Raw genomic sequence first — 16,692 nt, 5'->3', positions numbered from 1 at the left:
AGCTGGGAGCCGTAATGCTGAACTCGTTTCAGCATGACGGTGGGCGTGTAAGGCCTAAACGTCCTCGTCCGGCAGCACGAACACGCCATCGGCGGGTGCTTCAGCCAGCTTTTCGATCCGGCCGCGCGAGACGGAAACCAGGATATGGCGGTTGGCGAACTCGACCACGGCCAATCGGCCGGTGGCGCCCATCGGAATTGCGTCGACGATCTTGAGCGATCGCTGCCTGTTGCCGATGGCGATGCCCGGCTGGACCTTCCGCCACAGCCACAATGATCCGTATGCCAGTCCACCGACGAGGGGGACCAGCAGGAACAGTTTCAACAAATAGTCTATCATCATTGGCGAAGCATCATTGGCGGCGTTCTATCCCCGACAGCCGCGCATCGGCAGCGACCACGTCGACCACCCTTATTCCGAATTTTCCGTTGACTGTCACTACCTCGCCCTTTGCGACGAGCGTGCCGTTCACCATGATGTCGAGAAGCTCGTTGGACTGGCGATCGAGCTCGACCACGCTTCCCGAGTTCAGATCCATCAGCTCGGCGAGACGCAACGAGGTGCTGCCGACCTCGACCGAGAGCCGCAGTGGGATATCTGCGAGCAGCCGGTAATTGGCGCGGCTCGACAGATCGCCCGGGACAGCGGGAACGTCGGACATATCGCTCATTTCAATAGACCCTTGTTGAGATTCTCTATCATCATGGCCGCGCGGCCTTCCTGCTCGCCGATGGTACCTTCGGCAAAGCGGCGGTTGCCGACGAGCAGCGGCACGGTCTGCGACAGCGTGATCGGTATGACATCGCCCGGCTTGAGCGCCAGCAGCTGGGCCACCGTCATTTCGGGGCGAGCCAGCACCGACCGCACCGGAAGCGCCACATTATCGAGCGCGCCGAGTAGCTTGTTCTTCCATTCGTGGTCGTCGCCGCCGGCACCGGCCTGGGATCGCGACGCGATCGCATCCTCGATCGGCTGGAGCATCGCGAGCGGATAAAGGATCTCGATGCGGGTCGAGCGGGACATGCCGGCCTTGATCGTGAAGCTCTGCGCGACGACGGCTTCGTCGGGGCGCACCATGTTCGCGAAGTCGGCGTTGGTCTCGTGGGCGGCGAACTCGAACTGCAGCGGATGGGTTTCGCCCCAGCTCCTGGTGAGCACATCGGCAATGGCAGTGATCAGGCGTTTCTGAAGCCGTTGCTCCGAAGGCGTGAACTCGCCGCCCTTGGCCGCGAGGCCGCTACCGGTGCCGCCATAGAAGGCATCCACCATGTTGGTGATGAACGCCGGATCGATCGCGATCATCATCATCCCTTTGACGGGGCGGACGCGAAAGAGGCTCAGGCTCATATAATCGGTCTGGTTGCGCTGCCACTCGTCGAAGCGGCGCGTCTCCAGCGGGATGGCGTCGACCTTGGCGCGGGCCTGGGCGATCGGTTCGATCACGTCGCGCAGTCGTCGGGCTATCCGCTCGTTGGTGCGCTCCAGGTGCGCAAGCTGGGCAATCGGCCGATCCTTGCGCTGGCCGAGCGCGAAAGACTCGACGGCCTGCGGCTGCAGGGCGAGCGGCGCTTCCGCAGCGTCGGCCTGGTCGAACGAGATATCGCTGAGCTCATCCATCAGCGCGGCGACCTCGTCACCCGAAAGACTGGAAGCTGCGCGCGTCATCTAATTTGCGAATGCCCTAAGACGAAAGCCGGTTCTGCCGGTGGAATCGGTATAGAGCTGAGGTGGTTAATGAAACGTCGAGACGCGGTTAGGCTTTTGTTGAAAGGAGGCTTCAGGTTCACGTCGTCAACCCGCCGAGGGGCTCCCCGGTGAACCTTGAGCGCGGCGACCTGAAGACAGTCATCCCAGCGAAAGCTGGGATCTCGCTGCCTTTGAGTCCCCTGTACGAGCAAGAAAAAACGAGATCCCAGCTTTCGCTGGGATGACGGCGTGGCTGGAGAAGCCCCTAACGACCTATGCCGCGCCCTTCTTGCGGATGAGCTGATAGGCATGCTCATACCATTTGCTGCCGGGGTAGTTCGTACCCAGCACCGCGGCAGCGCGTTCGGCCTCGACCGGGATGCCCAGCTCCAGATAGCTTTCGGTCAGCCGCATCAGCGCCTCCGGGGCGTGGCTGGTCGTGTCATACTGATCGATCACGGTGCGGAAACGAATGACCGAGGCCAGCCAGTCGCCACGCCGCTGATAGAAGCGGCCGATTTCCATTTCCTTGCCGGCAAGATGATCCTTGATCAGGTCGGTCTTTACCCGCGCATCGGCGGCGTAACGCGATTCGGGGTAGCGGCGGATCAGCTCGTTCATCGCGTCGAGCGCCTGCTGGGTCAGCTTCTGATCGCGGGTGACGTCCTGGATCTGCTCATAATAATCTATGGCGATCAGATAGAGCGCATAGGGCGCGTCGCGGTTGCCCGGATGGATCGCAACGAAGCGCTGCGCGGAGCCGATCGATTCGGTGTACTGGCGGGCCAGATAGTAGGAAAAGGCGCTCATCAGCTGTGCGCGGCGAGCCCAGACCGAATAGGGATGCTGCCGCTCCACCTCGTCGAACAAGGCGGCCGCCAGCTTGTACTGACGGCGGTCGAGCCGTTCCTTGGCCGCATTGTAGAGCGTGTCGACATCCCGGGCGACATATTTGGTATCGCCCTTGTTCTTGCTGGTGGCGCAGCCGGCCAGTGGAGCAACAAGGGCGGCAGCGATCATCAAGGCGATCGGACGGGTGGCTTTACGCAGCATAGGCGGTTTCTTTAGGGCCCAATCGCCACCGCCGCAATGGCCGCGAACAGGGGGTGCGCCGCGGCGCCAAGCGGCTAAGATGATCCGATGCTGCGCGTGCTGACATTATCGACCTTATTCCCGGATCACACCCGTCCCGGCTTTGGAGGATTCGTCGAGCGGCAGACCCGCGCTCTCGCTGCGCACCCGGATGTCGAGGTGAAGGTCGTGGCGCCGCTGGCAATGCCGCCGACCGCCCTCGCGCGGCGCCATCCGGCCTATCGCGCTCTGGCGGCGCTGCCGCTGCGCGAGGAGTGGGATGGATTGGACGTGCGCCGGCCGAGCTTTCCTGCGCTGCCCCTGATCGGTGGACGAATCAATCCATGGAGCCTGTGGTGGGGCCTTCTCCCGGTGCTCGACGCGCTGAGGGAGGAATTCGCGTTCGACGTGATCGACACGCAATTCTTCTATCCGGATGGACCGGCGGCGGTGCGGCTCGGTCGGCGCTATGGCGTACCGGTCTCGATCAAGGCGCGGGGCAGCGACATTCACCTGTGGGGTCATATGCCGGGCTGCCGCGGCAAAATCGTCGCGGCCGGGCAGGCGGCTGACGGGATGCTGGCAGTGTCGGCGGCGCTGCGCGAGGATATGATCGCCATGGGATTGCCGGGCGACAGGATCAGCGTCCACCATACCGGTGTCGATCAAGCGATGTTCCGTATCCAGGATCGCGTGACCGCCAAAGCGCGGTTGGGTGTGGAGGGGCCGCTCGTGGTGACGGTCGGCAATCTCATTCCGCTCAAGGGGCAGGCGCTGGTGATCGAGGCGCTGCGCGCTCTGCCGGATGTGAGCCTGTTCATTGCCGGGCGTGGTCCCGATCGTGATGCGCTGGGCGCGCAGATCACCGCCTGCGGCCTTCAGGATCGCGTCCGGCTGCTCGGGGCGCTTCCGCACGCCCAGCTGCCGGGCTTGCTGGCTGCAGCAGACGTGATGGCGCTGCCGTCGGCGTCGGAAGGGCTCGCCAATGTCTGGGTCGAGGCGCTCGCCTGCGGCACGCCCATCGTGATCACCGACGTGGGAGGCGCGCGCGAGCTCGTCGATGGTCCGGCGGCAGGGCGCCTGGTCGAACGAACACCGGAGGCGGTCGCCGCTGGCATTGCCGCAGTGCTGGGGAATCCGGCGTCACAGGCCGAGGTGGCGGAGGCGGCACGGGGCTTCACCTGGAAGCGCAACGGCGACGCGCTCTACGCACATCTGAAGCAGTTGGTGGAGAGGCGCCGCCAGCCCGGGTGATGCCTGGTGGTTCTACAGGGGCATCAGCGCCGCAACCACCCAGCGGTCTTCGCCGCGCAGCACATTCCAGGCGCGGGCGGCGGCACGGCTGTCCATCGCCTCGATGCCGAAGCCGAGCGCTTCGATCGCGGCGGCGAAGGTGGGCGAGGGGCGGCGCATCGACGGGCCGGTGCCGAGCAGCAGGAACTCGGGCGGCGGATCGATCGCCAGCAGGCCTGCGACGTCGGCGGCGGTCAGCGCTTCCAGCGCAGGAGGATTCCAGTCGCGCGCATCATCCGGGGTCAGCCAAAGGCCCCCCGGCACGATCCGGTCCTCGACGCGGAATGCCGTCCCCGCGAAGCCGCGGACGGTCGGGCCGCTCGCGGGGAGTTCGCGATCGAAGCTGACCATGGCGTCAGGCCTTGGGGCCGACCCGTTCGGCGTTCGGGCGGGCGTTGTCCGGCCTGGCGGCGAAGCGCTGCGGTTCGAGGCCCAGCGTGATCAGCAGCGAAGAGGACACATAGACCGACGAATAAGTGCCGACGATGATGCCGAGCATCATGGCCGCCGCGAAACCGCGCAGCACATGGCCGCCGAACAGCAGCAGCGCGCCGAGCGCGAGCATGACCGTCAGCGACGTCATCACGGTGCGCGGCAGCGTCTCGTTGACCGAGAGGTCGATCAGCGCCTTCATGTCCATCTGCCGGTATTTGCGCATATTCTCGCGGATGCGGTCGTCGATCACCATCTTGTCGTTGATCGAATAACCGATGATCGTCAGCACCGCCGCGACGATGTTGAGATCGAATTCCATCCAGGTGATCGCAAAAAAGCCCAGCGTCATCAGCACGTCGTGGACGATCGCGATGAAGGTGGAGACGCCGAACTGCCATTCATAGCGCAGCCATGAGAAGATCGCGATCCCGACCACGGCTAGCACCACGGCCAAAAGTCCGTTGCGAATCAGCTCGTCGGAGACCTTGCCGGAGACGGTGTCGTAGCGGGGGAAGGTGACGCCCGGGAATTCCGCGCGAAGAGATGCCGAGACCTTGTTGACCACCGCATTGGTGGCGCCTTCGTCAGTGCTCGCCGGGGTGGGCAGGCGGATCGAGACGCTCTTGGGATCGCCGAACTGCTGAAGCGAGCCCTGGCCCACTCCGAGCTTGTCGACATTGCGGCGAACCGCGTCGAGGGACGGGGGGGCGGGGAACTTGGCCTCGATCATCAGGCCGCCGACGAAGTCCACGCCGAGATTGAGGCCATGATAGGCCACCGCACCGATCGACGCGATCGTCAGCAGGGCCGTGAGGACGAAGGCGACGATCCGGACGCGGACGAAGCCGATATTGGTATTGTCGGGAACGAGCTTCAGCAGACGCATGGGACTGTTCCGATCATATGTGCAGCATCGTCGGGCGCGTGCGGCGCAGCCACATCGCGACCATCATGCGCGTGAAGACCACGGCCGTGAACACCGAGGTGGCAATGCCGATCAGCAGCACGACCGCGAAGCCCTTCACCTGGCCCGAGCCGAGCACGAACATGATCAGGCCGGCAATCGCGTGGGTTACGTTCGCCTCGAAGATCGTGCGGCTGGCTTCCTTATAGCCGAACTCGACGGCCTGGGTAGGATTGCGCCCGCGCCGCAGCTCCTCGCGGATGCGCTCGTTGATCAGCACGTTGGCATCGACCGCGGTGCCGATCGTCAGCACGAAGCCGGCAATGCCGGGCAGGGTGAGGGTCGCGTTCATCAGCGCCATGACGCCGAGGATGATGAAGATGTTTATCACCACGGCAAGGTCGGCATAGAAGCCGAAGCGGCCATAGCTGACCAGCATGAAGATCACCACGCCGACCGCGGCTATGACGCTGGCGAGCGTGCCGGCGCGGATCGAATCGGCGCCCAGATCCGGGCCGACGGTACGCTCCTCGACCACCTTGAGCGCCACCGGCAGCTTGCCCGAACGCAGCGAGATGGCGAGCTGATTGGCGCTGTCGGTGGTGAAGCGGCCTGAGATCTGCGCCTGGCCACCGAGGATCGGCTCGTTGATGTTCGGCGCGGACAGCACCTTGTTGTCGAGGATCATCGCGAAAGGCTTGTTGACGTTTTCCTGCGTCACCCGCGCGAACTTGCGGCCGCCCTCGCTGTTGAAGGTGATCGAGACGACGGGCTCGTTGGTCTGGCTGTTGAAGCTCGGCCGGGCGTCGATCAGTTCGTCGCCGGTCAGCATCGCGCGCCGCTTGACCGCGATGAACGGAACGCCGCTGGGGCTCTCCGGATAGGGCAGGATTTCACTGCCGACGGGCGCGCGACCCTTGGCTACCTCGGCGGGATCGGCGGTCAGGTCGACCAGCTTGAACTCGAGCTTGGCGGTCTTGCCGATCAGCGCCTTGAGTGCAGCCGGATCCTGAAGGCCGGGCACCTGGACGATGATCCGGTCGCTGCCCTGGCGGATGATGGTGGGCTCCTTGGTGCCCATCTCGTCGATGCGCTTGCGGACCACTTCGGTCGCGACCTGCATCGCGCTGTCGGTCGCCTGGGTGAGGCCGGCGTCGGTGGGGGTCAACACGATCCGCGTCGAATCGACGACCTGGACGTTCCAGTCGCGCTGGCCGCTCATGCCCGAAGGCTGGGTCAGCGTGCGGATTCGCTCGACCGCGGCGTCGAGCTGGGCGCCATTGCGCACGAAGAAGGAAAGGCGGCCGCCCGTCGTCGAGATATCGCCGATCGCGATCGGGGGATCGGCGCGGCGCATCTCGGTGCGCACCTGATCTTCCATCTTGGCTATGTTCTGCTTGGCGAGATCGGTGGTGTCCGCCTCGAGCATCAGATGGCTGCCGCCCGAAAGGTCGAGGCCGAGATTGATGCGTGGCAGACTGCCGAGGCCCCAGCGCTCTATCGTCGCTTCGGGCACGAAGCTTGGCAGCGACAGCAGCACGCCGAGCGCCATCGACAGGACGATCGACCAGATCTTCCAACGCGGGAAATCGAGCATGTGAGTCTCAGTCGTTGGCGGGCTTGCCGGAGCCCGCGCGACGGACCTCGGAGATGGTGCCCTTGACGATCTTCACCCTGACGTTGGGCGCGATCTCGGCCTCGACCTCATGTTCATCGACCTTGACGACCTTGGCGACGATGCCGCCCGCGGTGACGATCTGGTCATTCTTCTGGACCGCGTCGATCGCCTGGCGGTGCTCCTTCATCTTGCGCTGCTGCGGACGGATCATCAGAAAATAGAAGATCACGAAGATGAAAACCAGCGGCGCGAACTGCATGAGCATCGCGGCGCCGCCGCCGGCGGGTGCCGCGCCTGCGGCCTGTGCGTAAGCGGGTGAAGCGAACATCGATCAAGGTATCCCGAAAGAGGGCGGGCACGAACCAGCCCGAAGTGGCCGCGCGCCTATCACGTTCCGCATGGACGGCGCAACCGGGCGCTTGCCAAGCACGAAAGACCTGCCTAAAGCGCGCAGCCTTGGTCGGGGCGTGGCGCAGCCTGGTAGCGCACTTGACTGGGGGTCAAGGGGTCGCAGGTTCGAATCCTGTCGCCCCGACCAGATATCGCAGCGGCTTTACCCCCCTCGCGCTGCTCACACCGCCTGCCGCGCGTAAGCCTCTGTTTTTCGACGGAGGTTATCCGCGTCGGCGGTTGTGGTTAACATTTTGGTGAGATGCGGCACCGCATAGATCGCGCATGTCAATGCGACCGATCCCCTGTCCCGTCTGGCTGCGTCGATCCCTAGCGTGGCTGCGCTCGTTCGTTGCCGGCCAGCCGCCTGCCTTGCTGCCCTTCGCCGTGCTGGTGGGCGTGGGAATCGTCGCGACCGCCATTCTGCTCGGATCGTTGATGATCCAGATGGACGCGAACGCTGCCGACGAAAAGCTGCGTATGGTTCGCGGGGCGCTCGCACAGGAGGGTGCGACGCTGTCGGGCTCGACCATGGACTATGCGCGATGGGACGATGCCGTCGCGCATGTCTATGGCCAGGTCGACCGGCGCTGGCTCGACACCAACTTCCTCGGCACCATCCCTCTCTATGTGATCGATGAGCAGGGCAGGACGCTCTATGCGGTGCGCCCCAACGCAAGGTTCGCCGTCGACTTCCGCTCGGAGGCGCCGGAGGTGCTGCCGCGTCTTCTGCGCCGGCTGCCGCGCCGCGCCGTGGACGCCGCCGCCACGGGGCCCGTGACGATGGCCGGCAAGCGGCACGGCGAGCTGGCGATCTTCTCAGCCGCGGCGATCCTGCCTTTCACCAAGGGGGTAAGCCTGCCGCCGGCGCCGTTGCGCTATGTGGTTCTGATCAAGCCCGTTAACCCAACTCTCCTGGCCAGGTGGGCCAGGAGCTTCGCATTGCCGGACATCACATGGCAGGGCATCCCGCCGCAGGGCGACGCCCGCAACGAGCTGACGGTGAACGATGCGGATGGCCGGCCACTCGGGCATGTCCAGTGGGAGCGGGTGTCCCCGGCCGGCCTGGCGATCCGGGAATTGTCGTGGCTTATCCTGGCGAGCGCCGCGGCGTTCGTCGGGCTGTCCTGCTGGTTGATCCGATCGGTGCTTGCGACCCAGCGCTCGCTGGAGAGCAAATCCCGGCTGTCCGAGGAGAGCCTCGCAGGGCGCGAGGTCGCACTGGAGGAAGCGCGCACCGCCCACGCTTCGGCGGAGAGCGCGCTGGCCCAGGCGGAGGAGGCGAATCGACGGCTGCAGTTGATCGCGCAGAAGGAGGCCGAGGAGCAGGCACAGCACCGCCAGCAACTCAGCATGATTTCACACGGCGTCGCCGATCGGCTCCACGCCCAGATCGGCACGCTCATCGAGCAGCTCATTATCAGCGCCGACGAGCTCGATCGTAGCGCGGCGGTCACCCTCTCTTCGGTCGAGACCCAGAAGCGCGCGTCGGAGCTGGCACAGACCCGCAGCGCAGCATCGGCATCGGAACTCCGGCTGATCGAGAATAACGTCGAGGAGCTCGATCGCGCGACGCGTCATATTCGCGAACAGTCGGAACATATGGCGCAGGCCATGCGGCTCGCCGATGCCGAGTCGGGCGCGGCTACCGACGCCAATGGCGACCTGCGGGCTCAGATCGATTCGATCGGCGCCGCCGCGCGGCTGATCGAGGATATCGCCGCGCAATCCAAGCTGCTCGCGCTCAACGCCACGATCGAGGCTGCTCGGGCGGGCGAGGCGGGCCGCGGCTTCGCGGTCGTGGCCAGCGAAGTGAAAGGGCTTGCGATGCAGACCCGCCGCACCACCACCGACATCCATGAGCGGGTTGCGGGCGTCGAAGTCGCGGTCCACGCCACCACCTCGCTGGTCGAGAAGGTGCACGGTCTGCTCCAGAACCTGAACGCCACGATCAACAGCACCGCCAGCGCGGTCGTCCAGCAGCAATCGACTGCGGCTGCCATCCTCGAAGCCAGCCAGCTTGTGGGCCGGCACGCCAGCGACACCCATGATTCGGTGGAGACGATCGCCCGTTCGCTATCGGCGGTACGCGACAGCGCCGACGGAACGCGCTCGATCGGTGCGCGGGTGCGCGACCATGCGGGCAGGCTCAACGCGGAGCTGGAGCGGATCGTGGCCCAGTTGCGGGCGGCGTGAAGCCGCGGCCTTCTGGGGCATCTGGCGGGGAACCTTTCGCAGAAGCGAGCGCTCATGATCCGGTGCAACGACCGGAGTGACCATCATGCACATCCTGAAGATCGCTGGACTGACGGCGGCCTGCCTTGGGCTCGCGGCCTGCGGAGGCAAAGGCGATGACAAGCTGGGCGATCAGGCCAGGCAGGCCATGGACAACCGGGCCGACGCCATGGACGCCGCAGCGGACAACTTGTCCGGCACCGCCGAGGACATGATGCAGGCTCGTGCCGACGCGACGCGCGAAGCCGGAGAAGCGAAGGAAAAGGCGATCGACAAGTCGGACGTCAATGCGGACGCGATGACAAACGCACAGAAGGCGGCGATCGTGAACGGGATGTGATCCCGGGCGGAGCGGCAGCCGCGAGCGTATCCGCGCTCGCGGTTCCCCCAGCGCTTATCCTCCGAGCGCGTGCTCTTCAGCCGTTACGGGAAGGCCGCGCTGTGGATGCGAGAAGGTCGCACCCGTGATCCATATTGCGGACAGACCCAGTATCGCGAGAAGCAGGCTTATCATCAATACATATCGGACGATGTGTGGCGTGTCGCCGCCACGGGCCTCTCGGGTGTCGAGATGTATTTCGTCGCCTATTTTTTTCATGGCTACTCTCCGGGGCGCTGCCATTTCTTCGCATGTGGCAACGACCGATCATCGTGCGGTTTGGGGCCACATCGCCGACGCGCATGGCTCCTCAAAAGGCTGTTGGCCTCCTGCGCCACCTTCTTCCAGCGGACGCGCCAAGCAACCACTTGACCTATATCACTTCAGCCCGCGTCGAACCAGATCAACTATGTCCGGTGACGGAGCCGTTCCGGCCGTTTCCCAGCCGAAATCGGCTGGAACGTTCGGCGATGCACTGTGTTTATGGAAGGCGCGCGATATCGCCCCGCCACTCGATCATCGCTCTACGCGGTTGGGGGCAGGAGGATGGAATCATGGAAGAGCCTATGTCCGAGGCCGGCGCCAATCCGAGCCACCGGCTTATCCTGGGCAGTCGTGTTCAAGGCGCCGCGGTCTTCAATCAAGAAGGAGAGGCGATCGGCCATGTCGACGACCTGTCGATCGAGCGGGTCAGCGGCACGGTGATCTACGCGATCATGTCGTTCGGCGGTTTCCTGGGCATCGGAGAGAAATTTCACCCGATACCCTGGTCGATGCTCGACTATGATCCTGCCCGCGGCGGTTATGTCGTCCCGCTGGACCGGGCTGAGCTGAAAGGCGCGCCGCATTATGGGCGCGACGAACTCGTCTCGCTGGGCGGCCCCAGCCATCGGGGCTATGAACAGCAGATTTTCCAATATTATAGTGCCTATGGGCCGATGCCCTATTGGTGACGCGGAGAATCGGCTTCGATCAGCCAGCCGAAAAAGAGGATGCCGCCGAGCGTGCCGACGATCTGGCCGGCGACGAACATCGGTGCCGATACGGGGGCTATGCCGGCGAAGCTGTCCGACAGGCTGCGGGCAACCGTCACAGCGGGGTTGGCGAAGGATGTCGATGCGGTGAACCAATAGGCCGCGGTGATATAGAGCCCGACCGCGGCTGGCGTAAACTCTGGGCGACTTCGCTGGGTGGACAGGATCGTCCCAATCAGGCCGAAGGTGGCGACCGCCTCGGAGAGGCCCTGCGCCGGACCTGCGCGCAGCTTGGCTGAAAGCTGGAGCAGCGGTTCGGCGAACATGGCGTGGGCCAGCCAGACCCCTCCGACGGCCCCGGCGAACTGCGCAACCACGAAGGCGATCGCCGCGCGGGGCGCGATTTGCCGCCGGACCAGAATTGCCAGCGTCACGACGGGATTGAAATGTGCGCCGGAGATCGGGCCGAACATGTGGATCAGCACGATCAGTCCGGCCCCCGTGGCGATGGTGTTGCCGAGCAGGGCTATCGCATCGTTGCCGCCCGCCAGCCGCTCGCCCATGATGCCGGAGCCGACGACGATCGCGAGGAGCAGAGCGGTGCCGGTGAACTCGGCGGCGAGCGGGCGAGCGAGGTTCATGCCGTCGTGGGCATGTCGCTCGCGACACCGATATCGTCCATGTGGCGCTGCATCGACAGCCGATCGAGACTGTCCATGGGCAGGCTGGCAAACAGGCTGACGCGGTTGTGGAGTTGGCGATAGGCCTCGGCGAAGGCGAGCGCGATAAGGGAATCCGATCCTTCTGCCGCCGCCGGATCGGCGATCCCCCAATGTGCGCGGATCGGCTGGCCCGGCCAGACCGGGCAGGCTTCGCCCGCGGCATTGTCGCAGACCGTCATGATGAAATCGATGGGCGGCGCGTCTGCGCCCGCGAATTCGTCCCAGCTTTTCGAGCGGAGACCGGCCGTCTCGTAGCCCAGGCTGTTCAAGAGCCTGATCGCGTGCGGGTGCACCACGCCCTTGGGGAAGGAGCCTGCGGAAAACGCCGTGAACTTGCCCGCGCCGATCCGGTTCATGATGCACTCGGCGAGGATCGAGCGGGCGCTGTTGCCGGTGCAGAGGAACAGCACATTGTAGGACGCGCTCATGCTTATGCCTTTCAGTTTCTGGGAGAGCAGGCGAGTTCGGTTGCCGGTCCGCAAATTTCGGGGTGGCCGGCACAGCAATCCTCGACGAGAAACCCAAGCAGGGCGCGCATGCCTACATAATCGGCGGCGTAGATCACCGAGCGGCCTTCGCGACGCGAGCGGATCAGGCCCGCATGGCCGAGGATGGTCAGGTGCGTCGACAGGGTGTTGGGCAGGGCGCCGATCTCGCGGGCAATGTCACCGGCGGCAAGGCCATCGGGGCCTGCGCGGACGAGCAGGCGAAAGACGGCGAGGCGGCTGCCATGGGCCAGCGCGGAGAGCGCCTCCACGGCATCAGGGAATTGCATAGGCCACCATGCCTCGATTCGATAATTCGACTATTGCCGAATAGACGAATTATATGTCGATGCAATCAGGCGATTGTGATCGGGAGTTCGGCGCCGCGTTCAGTGTCCGTCGGCGGCGATCGGGAGCGTCGCGCTATCGCTGGCCGGCGCGACGCTCGCCATGGCGGGGCCGGCTGGCGTGCAATGGTGGCGTTCGAGCATCTTGGCATGGATATAGGCGGCCTGGCGGTATGTCAGCCGCTTGGGTCCGACCGAGGCGATGGCGCGGGAGAAGGCCAGCATGTCGGCGCGGCGAGCGGCGTCATCCGGGAGGAATTCGGGGCAGGTGAATCGCTGGTCGATCTCCGCCAGCACCACGGGAAGGTCCGCGGCAGCGGCAGGCACAGCCGCGGCAAGCGCCATCATTCCAGCCGCCATGACGTCCCACCCATGGTTGCCCACCATCGTCACTCCCTGCACATGCATGGCAGCGCGGCCAGCGGCGATTGAACGCTGGAGCAGGCTAGCGGTTCATTATGATATTCCGATGAAACGAGAATTTTTGAGGTTGAGCCGGGCGGCGCGCCCTGGTCACCAAGGCTTCATCCGCAACGACACCCGGAGGTGCGCGCGTCGTTGGAAAATCGTAAACTATTGTCCGGCTATGCCGGGCCGATGCGGCGCAAGGATGGTATTTGTTACGGCGATGTGCTAGTCAGCGAGCAACCATTGGCGATGGGAGCCCGTGGCGATGTGGGGCATGTGTTATGATGCGTAGCGTGAAGGCAGCGGTCGCGACCGCGATGATGTTCGCCGGCATGGCCGTTCCGGCTGCTGCCGCAGTGGTCGTCAACGCCGCCAACACCGGCTATAATTTCGTCGTCGATTATAGCGGCAAGGTCGGCGGCTCGACCACGAACCTGATCGGATCGCTCGGGAGCTTCACCTTCACCGGCGTGAGCGGCAACGGCCTCACCTATAATTTCAACTATTCGATCCTGAATGACTCGAGCGTTTCATCGCGCCTGACCTCCTTCGGTTTTGACACCAACCCGAACATCTCGTCCGGCAGCTCTACCGGCACCTTCGCCAGCACCAATTTCAACAATAATTTCCCCGAAGGCTTCGGTACCGTCGACATCTGCTTCGAGGCGGACGGCAATGGAAATTGCACCGGCGGCAGCGGCGGCGTGAACACGAACGCGACCGGAACGGGTACGTTCGCGCTGACCTTCGCGAATGTGATGCAGTCGGTGTCGCTCGACAGCTTCGTGAGCCGCTACCAGTCGATCAATCCCTCGATCAACGGCTCCAACTCCGGCATCGGCGTCGGCGCGCTGGTCTCGTCGACGGGCGGTGGCCCGGTCTCGACCGCGCCGGAACCCGGCACCTGGCTGATGATGCTCGGCGGCTTCGGCCTGGTCGGCTATGCGCTCCGTCGGCGCCGCGTATCGTTGCCGCTTCCGCAACTCGCCTGATCATTCCCAGTACGCGGTTTGGGCGTTATGGCACCGGCCATGACGCTTACGCCGCTTGTCCTGCTGGTCTGCTCCAACATCTTCATGACGGTGGCCTGGTACGGCCATCTCAAGTTCACCGATGCCAGGTTGTGGATCGTCATCCTCGCCTCATGGGGCATCGCCCTGATCGAATATTGCTTCGCCGTGCCGGCCAACCGGATCGGCTATCTCCACGGCTGGAGTGCCGGGCAGCTCAAGATCACCCAGGAGATCGTTACTCTGCTGGTGTTCGCGGTCTTTGCCGTCGTCGTACTGGGCGAGCCGCTGGGCTGGCGTCATGCCGGTGCCTTCGCCTGCCTGATCGGCGCGGCGGCGTTCATGTTCGCGGGCAAAAGCTGATCGCGATTGCGCAGCCGTAAGCGGCACCCCATATCCGGCCTCGGCAAAGCATCAGGACGGATATGAGCGAACTTCCAAAATGGCATGGCACCACGATCCTGTCGGTGCGCAGGGGCGGCAAGGTTGTGGTGATCGGCGACGGCCAGGTTTCCATGGGCAATACGGTGATGAAGCCCAACGCCCGCAAGGTGCGTAAACTCGGCGATGGATCGGTGATCGGCGGCTTCGCCGGGGCAACCGCTGATGCCTTCACCCTGTTCGATCGGCTGGAGCGCAAGCTGGAGCAGCATGGCGGGCAGCTGCTGCGATCGGCCGTTGAGCTGGCGAAGGACTGGCGCACCGACAAATATCTGCGCAACCTCGAGGCGATGATGATCGTCGCCGACAAGGAGGTGACGCTGATCCTGACCGGCAATGGCGACGTGCTCGAACCCGTCGGCGGTGTCGCCGCGATCGGATCGGGCGGTAATTTTGCGCTGTCGGCCGCACGGGCGCTGGTCGATTACGAGGCGGACGCCGAGACCCTCAGCCGCAAGGCGATGGCGATCGCCGCCGAGCTGTGCGTCTTCACCAACGAAAATCTGACGATCGAGACGCTCGACAGCGTCGCCTGACCTTCTTCCTTCCCGCACAGAGCGCCGCGGTTTCCTGCCGCGCGTCGAAAGCATAGAGCGATATGAACGACAGTCTGACACCCAAAGCCATCGTCACCGCGCTCGACGCGCACATTGTCGGCCAGGCCGATGCCAAGCGCGCCGTCGCCGTCGCGCTGCGCAACCGCTGGCGTCGCCAGCGCCTGCCGGAGGCGCTACGTGACGAGGTCACGCCCAAGAATATCCTAATGATCGGCCCGACAGGGTGCGGCAAGACCGAGATCAGCCGGCGGCTGGCGAAGCTGGCGGATGCGCCCTTCGTGAAGGTCGAGGCGACCAAGTTCACCGAAGTCGGCTATGTCGGCCGGGATGTCGAGCAGATCGCCCGCGACCTGGTCGAGGAAGCGGTGCGGCTCGAGAAGGAGCGCCGCCGCGCGGCCGTGAAGGACAAGGCGGAGGAGGCGGCGATGGCGCGCCTGCTCGACGCGCTCGTCGGCAAGGATGCCAGCGAGGCGACCCGGCTGAGCTTCCGCCAGCGCTTCGATGAGCATCAGCTCGACGACAAGGAAATCGAGATCGAGGTCGAGGATTCGGGCGGCACGCCGTTCGAGATGCCCGGCATGGGCGGCCAGATCGGCATGATCAACCTGAGCGACATGATGAGCAAGGCGATGGGCCAGAACAGGACCAAGCGCCGCAAGATGACGGTGCGCGCGGCCTGGTCCAAGCTCGTTGAGGAAGAGGCCGACAAGCGGCTCGACCAGGATGAGGTCAGCCGCGTCGCGCTGCAGGATGCCGAGCAGAACGGCATCGTCTTCCTGGATGAGATCGACAAGATCGCGGTGTCCGACGTGCGCGGAGGATCGGTGAGCCGCGAAGGCGTGCAGCGCGACCTGCTGCCGCTGATCGAGGGCACCACCGTCGCGACCAAATATGGCCCGCTCAAGACCGACCACATATTGTTCATCGCCTCGGGCGCCTTCCATGTAGCGAAGCCGTCCGACCTGCTGCCCGAGTTGCAGGGCCGCCTGCCGATCCGGGTCGAGCTCAAGGCGCTGACCGAAGCCGACTTCGTCCGCATCCTGTCCGACACCCGGGCCAGCCTGACCGAGCAATATCGCGCGCTGATCGGCACCGAAGGTGTCGAGATCGGCTTCACCGAGGACGGCATCGCCGCGATCGCGAAGATCGCCGCCGAGGTGAATGGGCAGATCGAGAATATCGGCGCGCGGCGGTTGTCGACGGTGATGGAAAAGCTGCTCGAGGAGATCAGCTTCAACGCGGAAGATCGCCTCGGCAGCACGCTCACCGTCGATGCCGCCTATGTCAACGGGCAGCTGAGCGAGATCGCGCGGAACACCGACCTGTCGAAATATGTGCTGTAGGGAGGAGCGGGACGATGGCGATCACCATGTACGGCATCAAGAATTGCGACACGATCAAGAAGGCGCGCACATGGCTGGAGGAGCGGCGCCTCGGCTATGACTTCCACGACTACAAGGCATCGGGCATCGATCGCGAGACGCTGCAGGGCTGGGTGGACGAGCTCGGCTGGGAGGTGCTGCTCAACCGGGCGGGAACGACCTTCCGCAAGCTGCCCGATGCCGATCGTGCCGATATCGACGCGACCAAGGCGATCGCGCTGATGCAGGCGCAGCCTTCGATGATCAAGCGGCCGGTGCTCGAAGCGGACGGGCGGTTGCTGGTAGGCTTCAAGCCCGACGCCTATCAGGCGAAGCTGGGCGAGCTTAAGACCGGCTAAACCGGATCTGCAGCCTA

21 protein-coding genes and 1 tRNA gene are annotated in these 16,692 nt (G+C 64.7%); 10 read left to right on the top strand and 12 right to left on the bottom strand.

The annotated features are described in order from the left end of the window. Positions 1–54 precede the first annotated feature (54 nt). The 4 genes from AC1DQK_RS12695 to AC1DQK_RS12680 all read right to left on the bottom strand — a co-directional run bounded on the left by AC1DQK_RS12695 (position 55) and on the right by AC1DQK_RS12680 (position 2,739). A complete protein-coding gene (locus tag AC1DQK_RS12695; protein ID WP_477871004.1) occupies positions 55–342 on the bottom strand; it encodes a FliO/MopB family protein in 288 nt (95 codons plus the stop codon). A gap of 10 nt (positions 343–352) precedes the next feature. Next, positions 353–670: a flagellar motor switch protein FliN gene (gene fliN, locus AC1DQK_RS12690; RefSeq protein ID WP_340317100.1), complete on the bottom strand. Its 318-nt coding sequence runs from the start codon at positions 668–670 to the stop codon at positions 353–355. Continuing rightward, a complete protein-coding gene (locus AC1DQK_RS12685) occupies positions 667–1,665 on the bottom strand; it encodes a flagellar motor switch protein FliM (RefSeq protein WP_477871002.1) in 999 nt (332 codons plus the stop codon). The genes fliN and AC1DQK_RS12685 overlap by 4 nt, the downstream gene beginning before the upstream one ends. 294 nt (positions 1,666–1,959) lie before the next feature. Beyond that, a complete protein-coding gene (locus AC1DQK_RS12680; RefSeq protein WP_477871000.1) occupies positions 1,960–2,739 on the bottom strand; it encodes an outer membrane protein assembly factor BamD in 780 nt (259 codons plus the stop codon). Positions 2,740–2,826: 87 nt separating this feature from the next. Here AC1DQK_RS12680 and AC1DQK_RS12675 point away from each other — a divergent pair, with 87 nt between their 5' ends. Further along, entirely contained in the window at positions 2,827–4,011 is a 1,185-nt protein-coding gene (locus tag AC1DQK_RS12675; RefSeq protein WP_477870998.1) for a glycosyltransferase, read from the top strand. A gap of 12 nt (positions 4,012–4,023) precedes the next feature. Here AC1DQK_RS12675 and AC1DQK_RS12670 read toward each other — a convergent pair whose 3' ends face one another. The 4 genes from AC1DQK_RS12670 to yajC are packed head-to-tail and all read right to left on the bottom strand — an operon-like array spanning position 4,024 to position 7,335. After that, positions 4,024–4,401, bottom strand: a complete 378-nt coding sequence (locus AC1DQK_RS12670) for an MTH938/NDUFAF3 family protein (RefSeq protein WP_477870997.1) — start codon at positions 4,399–4,401, stop codon at positions 4,024–4,026. A gap of 4 nt (positions 4,402–4,405) precedes the next feature. After that, positions 4,406–5,371 carry a protein translocase subunit SecF gene (gene secF, locus AC1DQK_RS12665; protein ID WP_477870995.1) on the bottom strand — a complete coding sequence of 322 codons (966 nt, stop codon included), beginning with the start codon at positions 5,369–5,371 and terminating at the stop codon, positions 4,406–4,408. Between the two features lie 13 nt (positions 5,372–5,384). Beyond that, the gene (gene secD / locus AC1DQK_RS12660; protein ID WP_477870993.1) at positions 5,385–6,986 is read right to left on the bottom strand and encodes a protein translocase subunit SecD; all 1,602 of its coding nucleotides are present in this window, start codon (positions 6,984–6,986) and stop codon (positions 5,385–5,387) included. Between the two features lie 7 nt (positions 6,987–6,993). Then, a complete protein-coding gene (yajC, locus tag AC1DQK_RS12655; RefSeq protein ID WP_477870991.1) occupies positions 6,994–7,335 on the bottom strand; it encodes a preprotein translocase subunit YajC in 342 nt (113 codons plus the stop codon). Positions 7,336–7,468: 133 nt separating this feature from the next. Between yajC and AC1DQK_RS12650 the strand changes: the two genes are divergently transcribed. The 4 genes from AC1DQK_RS12650 to AC1DQK_RS12635 all read left to right on the top strand — a co-directional run bounded on the left by AC1DQK_RS12650 (position 7,469) and on the right by AC1DQK_RS12635 (position 10,964). Continuing rightward, positions 7,469–7,545: transfer RNA gene (locus AC1DQK_RS12650), tRNA-Pro, on the top strand. A 224-nt stretch (positions 7,546–7,769) separates the two neighbouring features. Then, complete coding sequence (locus AC1DQK_RS12645; protein ID WP_477870989.1) at positions 7,770–9,593, top strand: methyl-accepting chemotaxis protein; 1,824 nt, start codon at positions 7,770–7,772, stop codon at positions 9,591–9,593. An 85-nt stretch (positions 9,594–9,678) separates the two neighbouring features. After that, positions 9,679–9,972, top strand: a complete 294-nt coding sequence (locus AC1DQK_RS12640) for a hypothetical protein (protein WP_477870987.1) — start codon at positions 9,679–9,681, stop codon at positions 9,970–9,972. A gap of 593 nt (positions 9,973–10,565) precedes the next feature. Next, positions 10,566–10,964 (top strand): PRC-barrel domain-containing protein, encoded by a 399-nt coding sequence (locus AC1DQK_RS12635; RefSeq protein WP_477870985.1) that lies wholly within the window; start codon positions 10,566–10,568, stop codon positions 10,962–10,964. Here AC1DQK_RS12635 and AC1DQK_RS12630 read toward each other — a convergent pair. From AC1DQK_RS12630 to AC1DQK_RS12615, 4 genes are all read right to left on the bottom strand, one after another. After that, positions 10,955–11,626, bottom strand: a complete 672-nt coding sequence (locus tag AC1DQK_RS12630) for an aquaporin (RefSeq protein WP_477870983.1) — start codon at positions 11,624–11,626, stop codon at positions 10,955–10,957. The two genes, AC1DQK_RS12635 and AC1DQK_RS12630, sit on opposite strands and share 10 nt — an antisense overlap. Further along, the gene (locus AC1DQK_RS12625) at positions 11,623–12,135 is read right to left on the bottom strand and encodes an arsenate reductase ArsC (RefSeq protein WP_477870981.1); all 513 of its coding nucleotides are present in this window, start codon (positions 12,133–12,135) and stop codon (positions 11,623–11,625) included. Before AC1DQK_RS12625 ends, AC1DQK_RS12630 begins: the two co-directional genes overlap by 4 nt. Before the next feature lie 11 nt (positions 12,136–12,146). Next, the gene (locus AC1DQK_RS12620) at positions 12,147–12,482 is read right to left on the bottom strand and encodes an ArsR/SmtB family transcription factor (protein WP_477870979.1); all 336 of its coding nucleotides are present in this window, start codon (positions 12,480–12,482) and stop codon (positions 12,147–12,149) included. A gap of 99 nt (positions 12,483–12,581) precedes the next feature. After that, positions 12,582–12,926, bottom strand: a complete 345-nt coding sequence (locus AC1DQK_RS12615) for a hypothetical protein (protein ID WP_477870977.1) — start codon at positions 12,924–12,926, stop codon at positions 12,582–12,584. A 302-nt stretch (positions 12,927–13,228) separates the two neighbouring features. Between AC1DQK_RS12615 and AC1DQK_RS12610 the strand changes: the two genes are divergently transcribed. The 5 genes from AC1DQK_RS12610 (at position 13,229) to AC1DQK_RS12590 (ending at position 16,675) form a co-directional block, all read left to right on the top strand. Then, complete coding sequence (locus AC1DQK_RS12610) at positions 13,229–13,939, top strand: cistern family PEP-CTERM protein (RefSeq protein WP_477870975.1); 711 nt, start codon at positions 13,229–13,231, stop codon at positions 13,937–13,939. Between the two features lie 27 nt (positions 13,940–13,966). Further along, complete coding sequence (locus AC1DQK_RS12605; protein WP_477870973.1) at positions 13,967–14,320, top strand: DMT family protein; 354 nt, start codon at positions 13,967–13,969, stop codon at positions 14,318–14,320. A gap of 62 nt (positions 14,321–14,382) precedes the next feature. Further along, complete coding sequence (gene hslV / locus AC1DQK_RS12600) at positions 14,383–14,934, top strand: ATP-dependent protease subunit HslV (protein WP_477870971.1); 552 nt, start codon at positions 14,383–14,385, stop codon at positions 14,932–14,934. Between the two features lie 62 nt (positions 14,935–14,996). Next, entirely contained in the window at positions 14,997–16,298 is a 1,302-nt protein-coding gene (gene hslU, locus AC1DQK_RS12595; RefSeq protein ID WP_477870969.1) for an ATP-dependent protease ATPase subunit HslU, read from the top strand. A gap of 14 nt (positions 16,299–16,312) precedes the next feature. Next, positions 16,313–16,675: an ArsC family reductase gene (locus AC1DQK_RS12590; protein ID WP_477870967.1), complete on the top strand. Its 363-nt coding sequence runs from the start codon at positions 16,313–16,315 to the stop codon at positions 16,673–16,675. The last annotated feature ends 17 nt before the right edge of the window (positions 16,676–16,692 follow it).

The sequence above is a fragment of the Rhizorhabdus sp. P4_G5 genome (assembly GCF_056401065.1).
The sequence above is the reverse complement of the archived record's forward strand: the minus strand, read 5'-3'. Positions and strand labels throughout refer to the sequence as shown.

What these genes read in the sequence shown, in the direction of transcription:
- AC1DQK_RS12695 (WP_477871004.1), bottom strand. Translation starts at nt 342, where the DNA reads ATGATGATAGACTATTTGTTGAAACTGTTCCTGCTGGTCCCCCTCGTC.
- fliN (WP_340317100.1), bottom strand. Translation starts at nt 670, where the DNA reads ATGAGCGATATGTCCGACGTTCCCGCTGTCCCGGGCGATCTGTCGAGC.
- AC1DQK_RS12685 (WP_477871002.1), bottom strand. Translation starts at nt 1,665, where the DNA reads ATGACGCGCGCAGCTTCCAGTCTTTCGGGTGACGAGGTCGCCGCGCTG.
- AC1DQK_RS12680 (WP_477871000.1), bottom strand. Translation starts at nt 2,739, where the DNA reads ATGCTGCGTAAAGCCACCCGTCCGATCGCCTTGATGATCGCTGCCGCC.
- AC1DQK_RS12675 (WP_477870998.1), top strand. Translation starts at nt 2,827, where the DNA reads ATGCTGCGCGTGCTGACATTATCGACCTTATTCCCGGATCACACCCGT.
- AC1DQK_RS12670 (WP_477870997.1), bottom strand. Translation starts at nt 4,401, where the DNA reads ATGGTCAGCTTCGATCGCGAACTCCCCGCGAGCGGCCCGACCGTCCGC.
- secF (WP_477870995.1), bottom strand. Translation starts at nt 5,371, where the DNA reads ATGCGTCTGCTGAAGCTCGTTCCCGACAATACCAATATCGGCTTCGTC.
- secD (WP_477870993.1), bottom strand. Translation starts at nt 6,986, where the DNA reads ATGCTCGATTTCCCGCGTTGGAAGATCTGGTCGATCGTCCTGTCGATG.
- yajC (WP_477870991.1), bottom strand. Translation starts at nt 7,335, where the DNA reads ATGTTCGCTTCACCCGCTTACGCACAGGCCGCAGGCGCGGCACCCGCC.
- AC1DQK_RS12640 (WP_477870987.1), top strand. Translation starts at nt 9,679, where the DNA reads ATGCACATCCTGAAGATCGCTGGACTGACGGCGGCCTGCCTTGGGCTC.
- AC1DQK_RS12635 (WP_477870985.1), top strand. Translation starts at nt 10,566, where the DNA reads ATGGAAGAGCCTATGTCCGAGGCCGGCGCCAATCCGAGCCACCGGCTT.
- AC1DQK_RS12630 (WP_477870983.1), bottom strand. Translation starts at nt 11,626, where the DNA reads ATGAACCTCGCTCGCCCGCTCGCCGCCGAGTTCACCGGCACCGCTCTG.
- AC1DQK_RS12625 (WP_477870981.1), bottom strand. Translation starts at nt 12,135, where the DNA reads ATGAGCGCGTCCTACAATGTGCTGTTCCTCTGCACCGGCAACAGCGCC.
- AC1DQK_RS12620 (WP_477870979.1), bottom strand. Translation starts at nt 12,482, where the DNA reads ATGCAATTCCCTGATGCCGTGGAGGCGCTCTCCGCGCTGGCCCATGGC.
- AC1DQK_RS12615 (WP_477870977.1), bottom strand. Translation starts at nt 12,926, where the DNA reads ATGGTGGGCAACCATGGGTGGGACGTCATGGCGGCTGGAATGATGGCG.
- AC1DQK_RS12610 (WP_477870975.1), top strand. Translation starts at nt 13,229, where the DNA reads ATGATGCGTAGCGTGAAGGCAGCGGTCGCGACCGCGATGATGTTCGCC.
- AC1DQK_RS12605 (WP_477870973.1), top strand. Translation starts at nt 13,967, where the DNA reads ATGGCACCGGCCATGACGCTTACGCCGCTTGTCCTGCTGGTCTGCTCC.
- hslV (WP_477870971.1), top strand. Translation starts at nt 14,383, where the DNA reads ATGAGCGAACTTCCAAAATGGCATGGCACCACGATCCTGTCGGTGCGC.
- hslU (WP_477870969.1), top strand. Translation starts at nt 14,997, where the DNA reads ATGAACGACAGTCTGACACCCAAAGCCATCGTCACCGCGCTCGACGCG.
- AC1DQK_RS12590 (WP_477870967.1), top strand. Translation starts at nt 16,313, where the DNA reads ATGGCGATCACCATGTACGGCATCAAGAATTGCGACACGATCAAGAAG.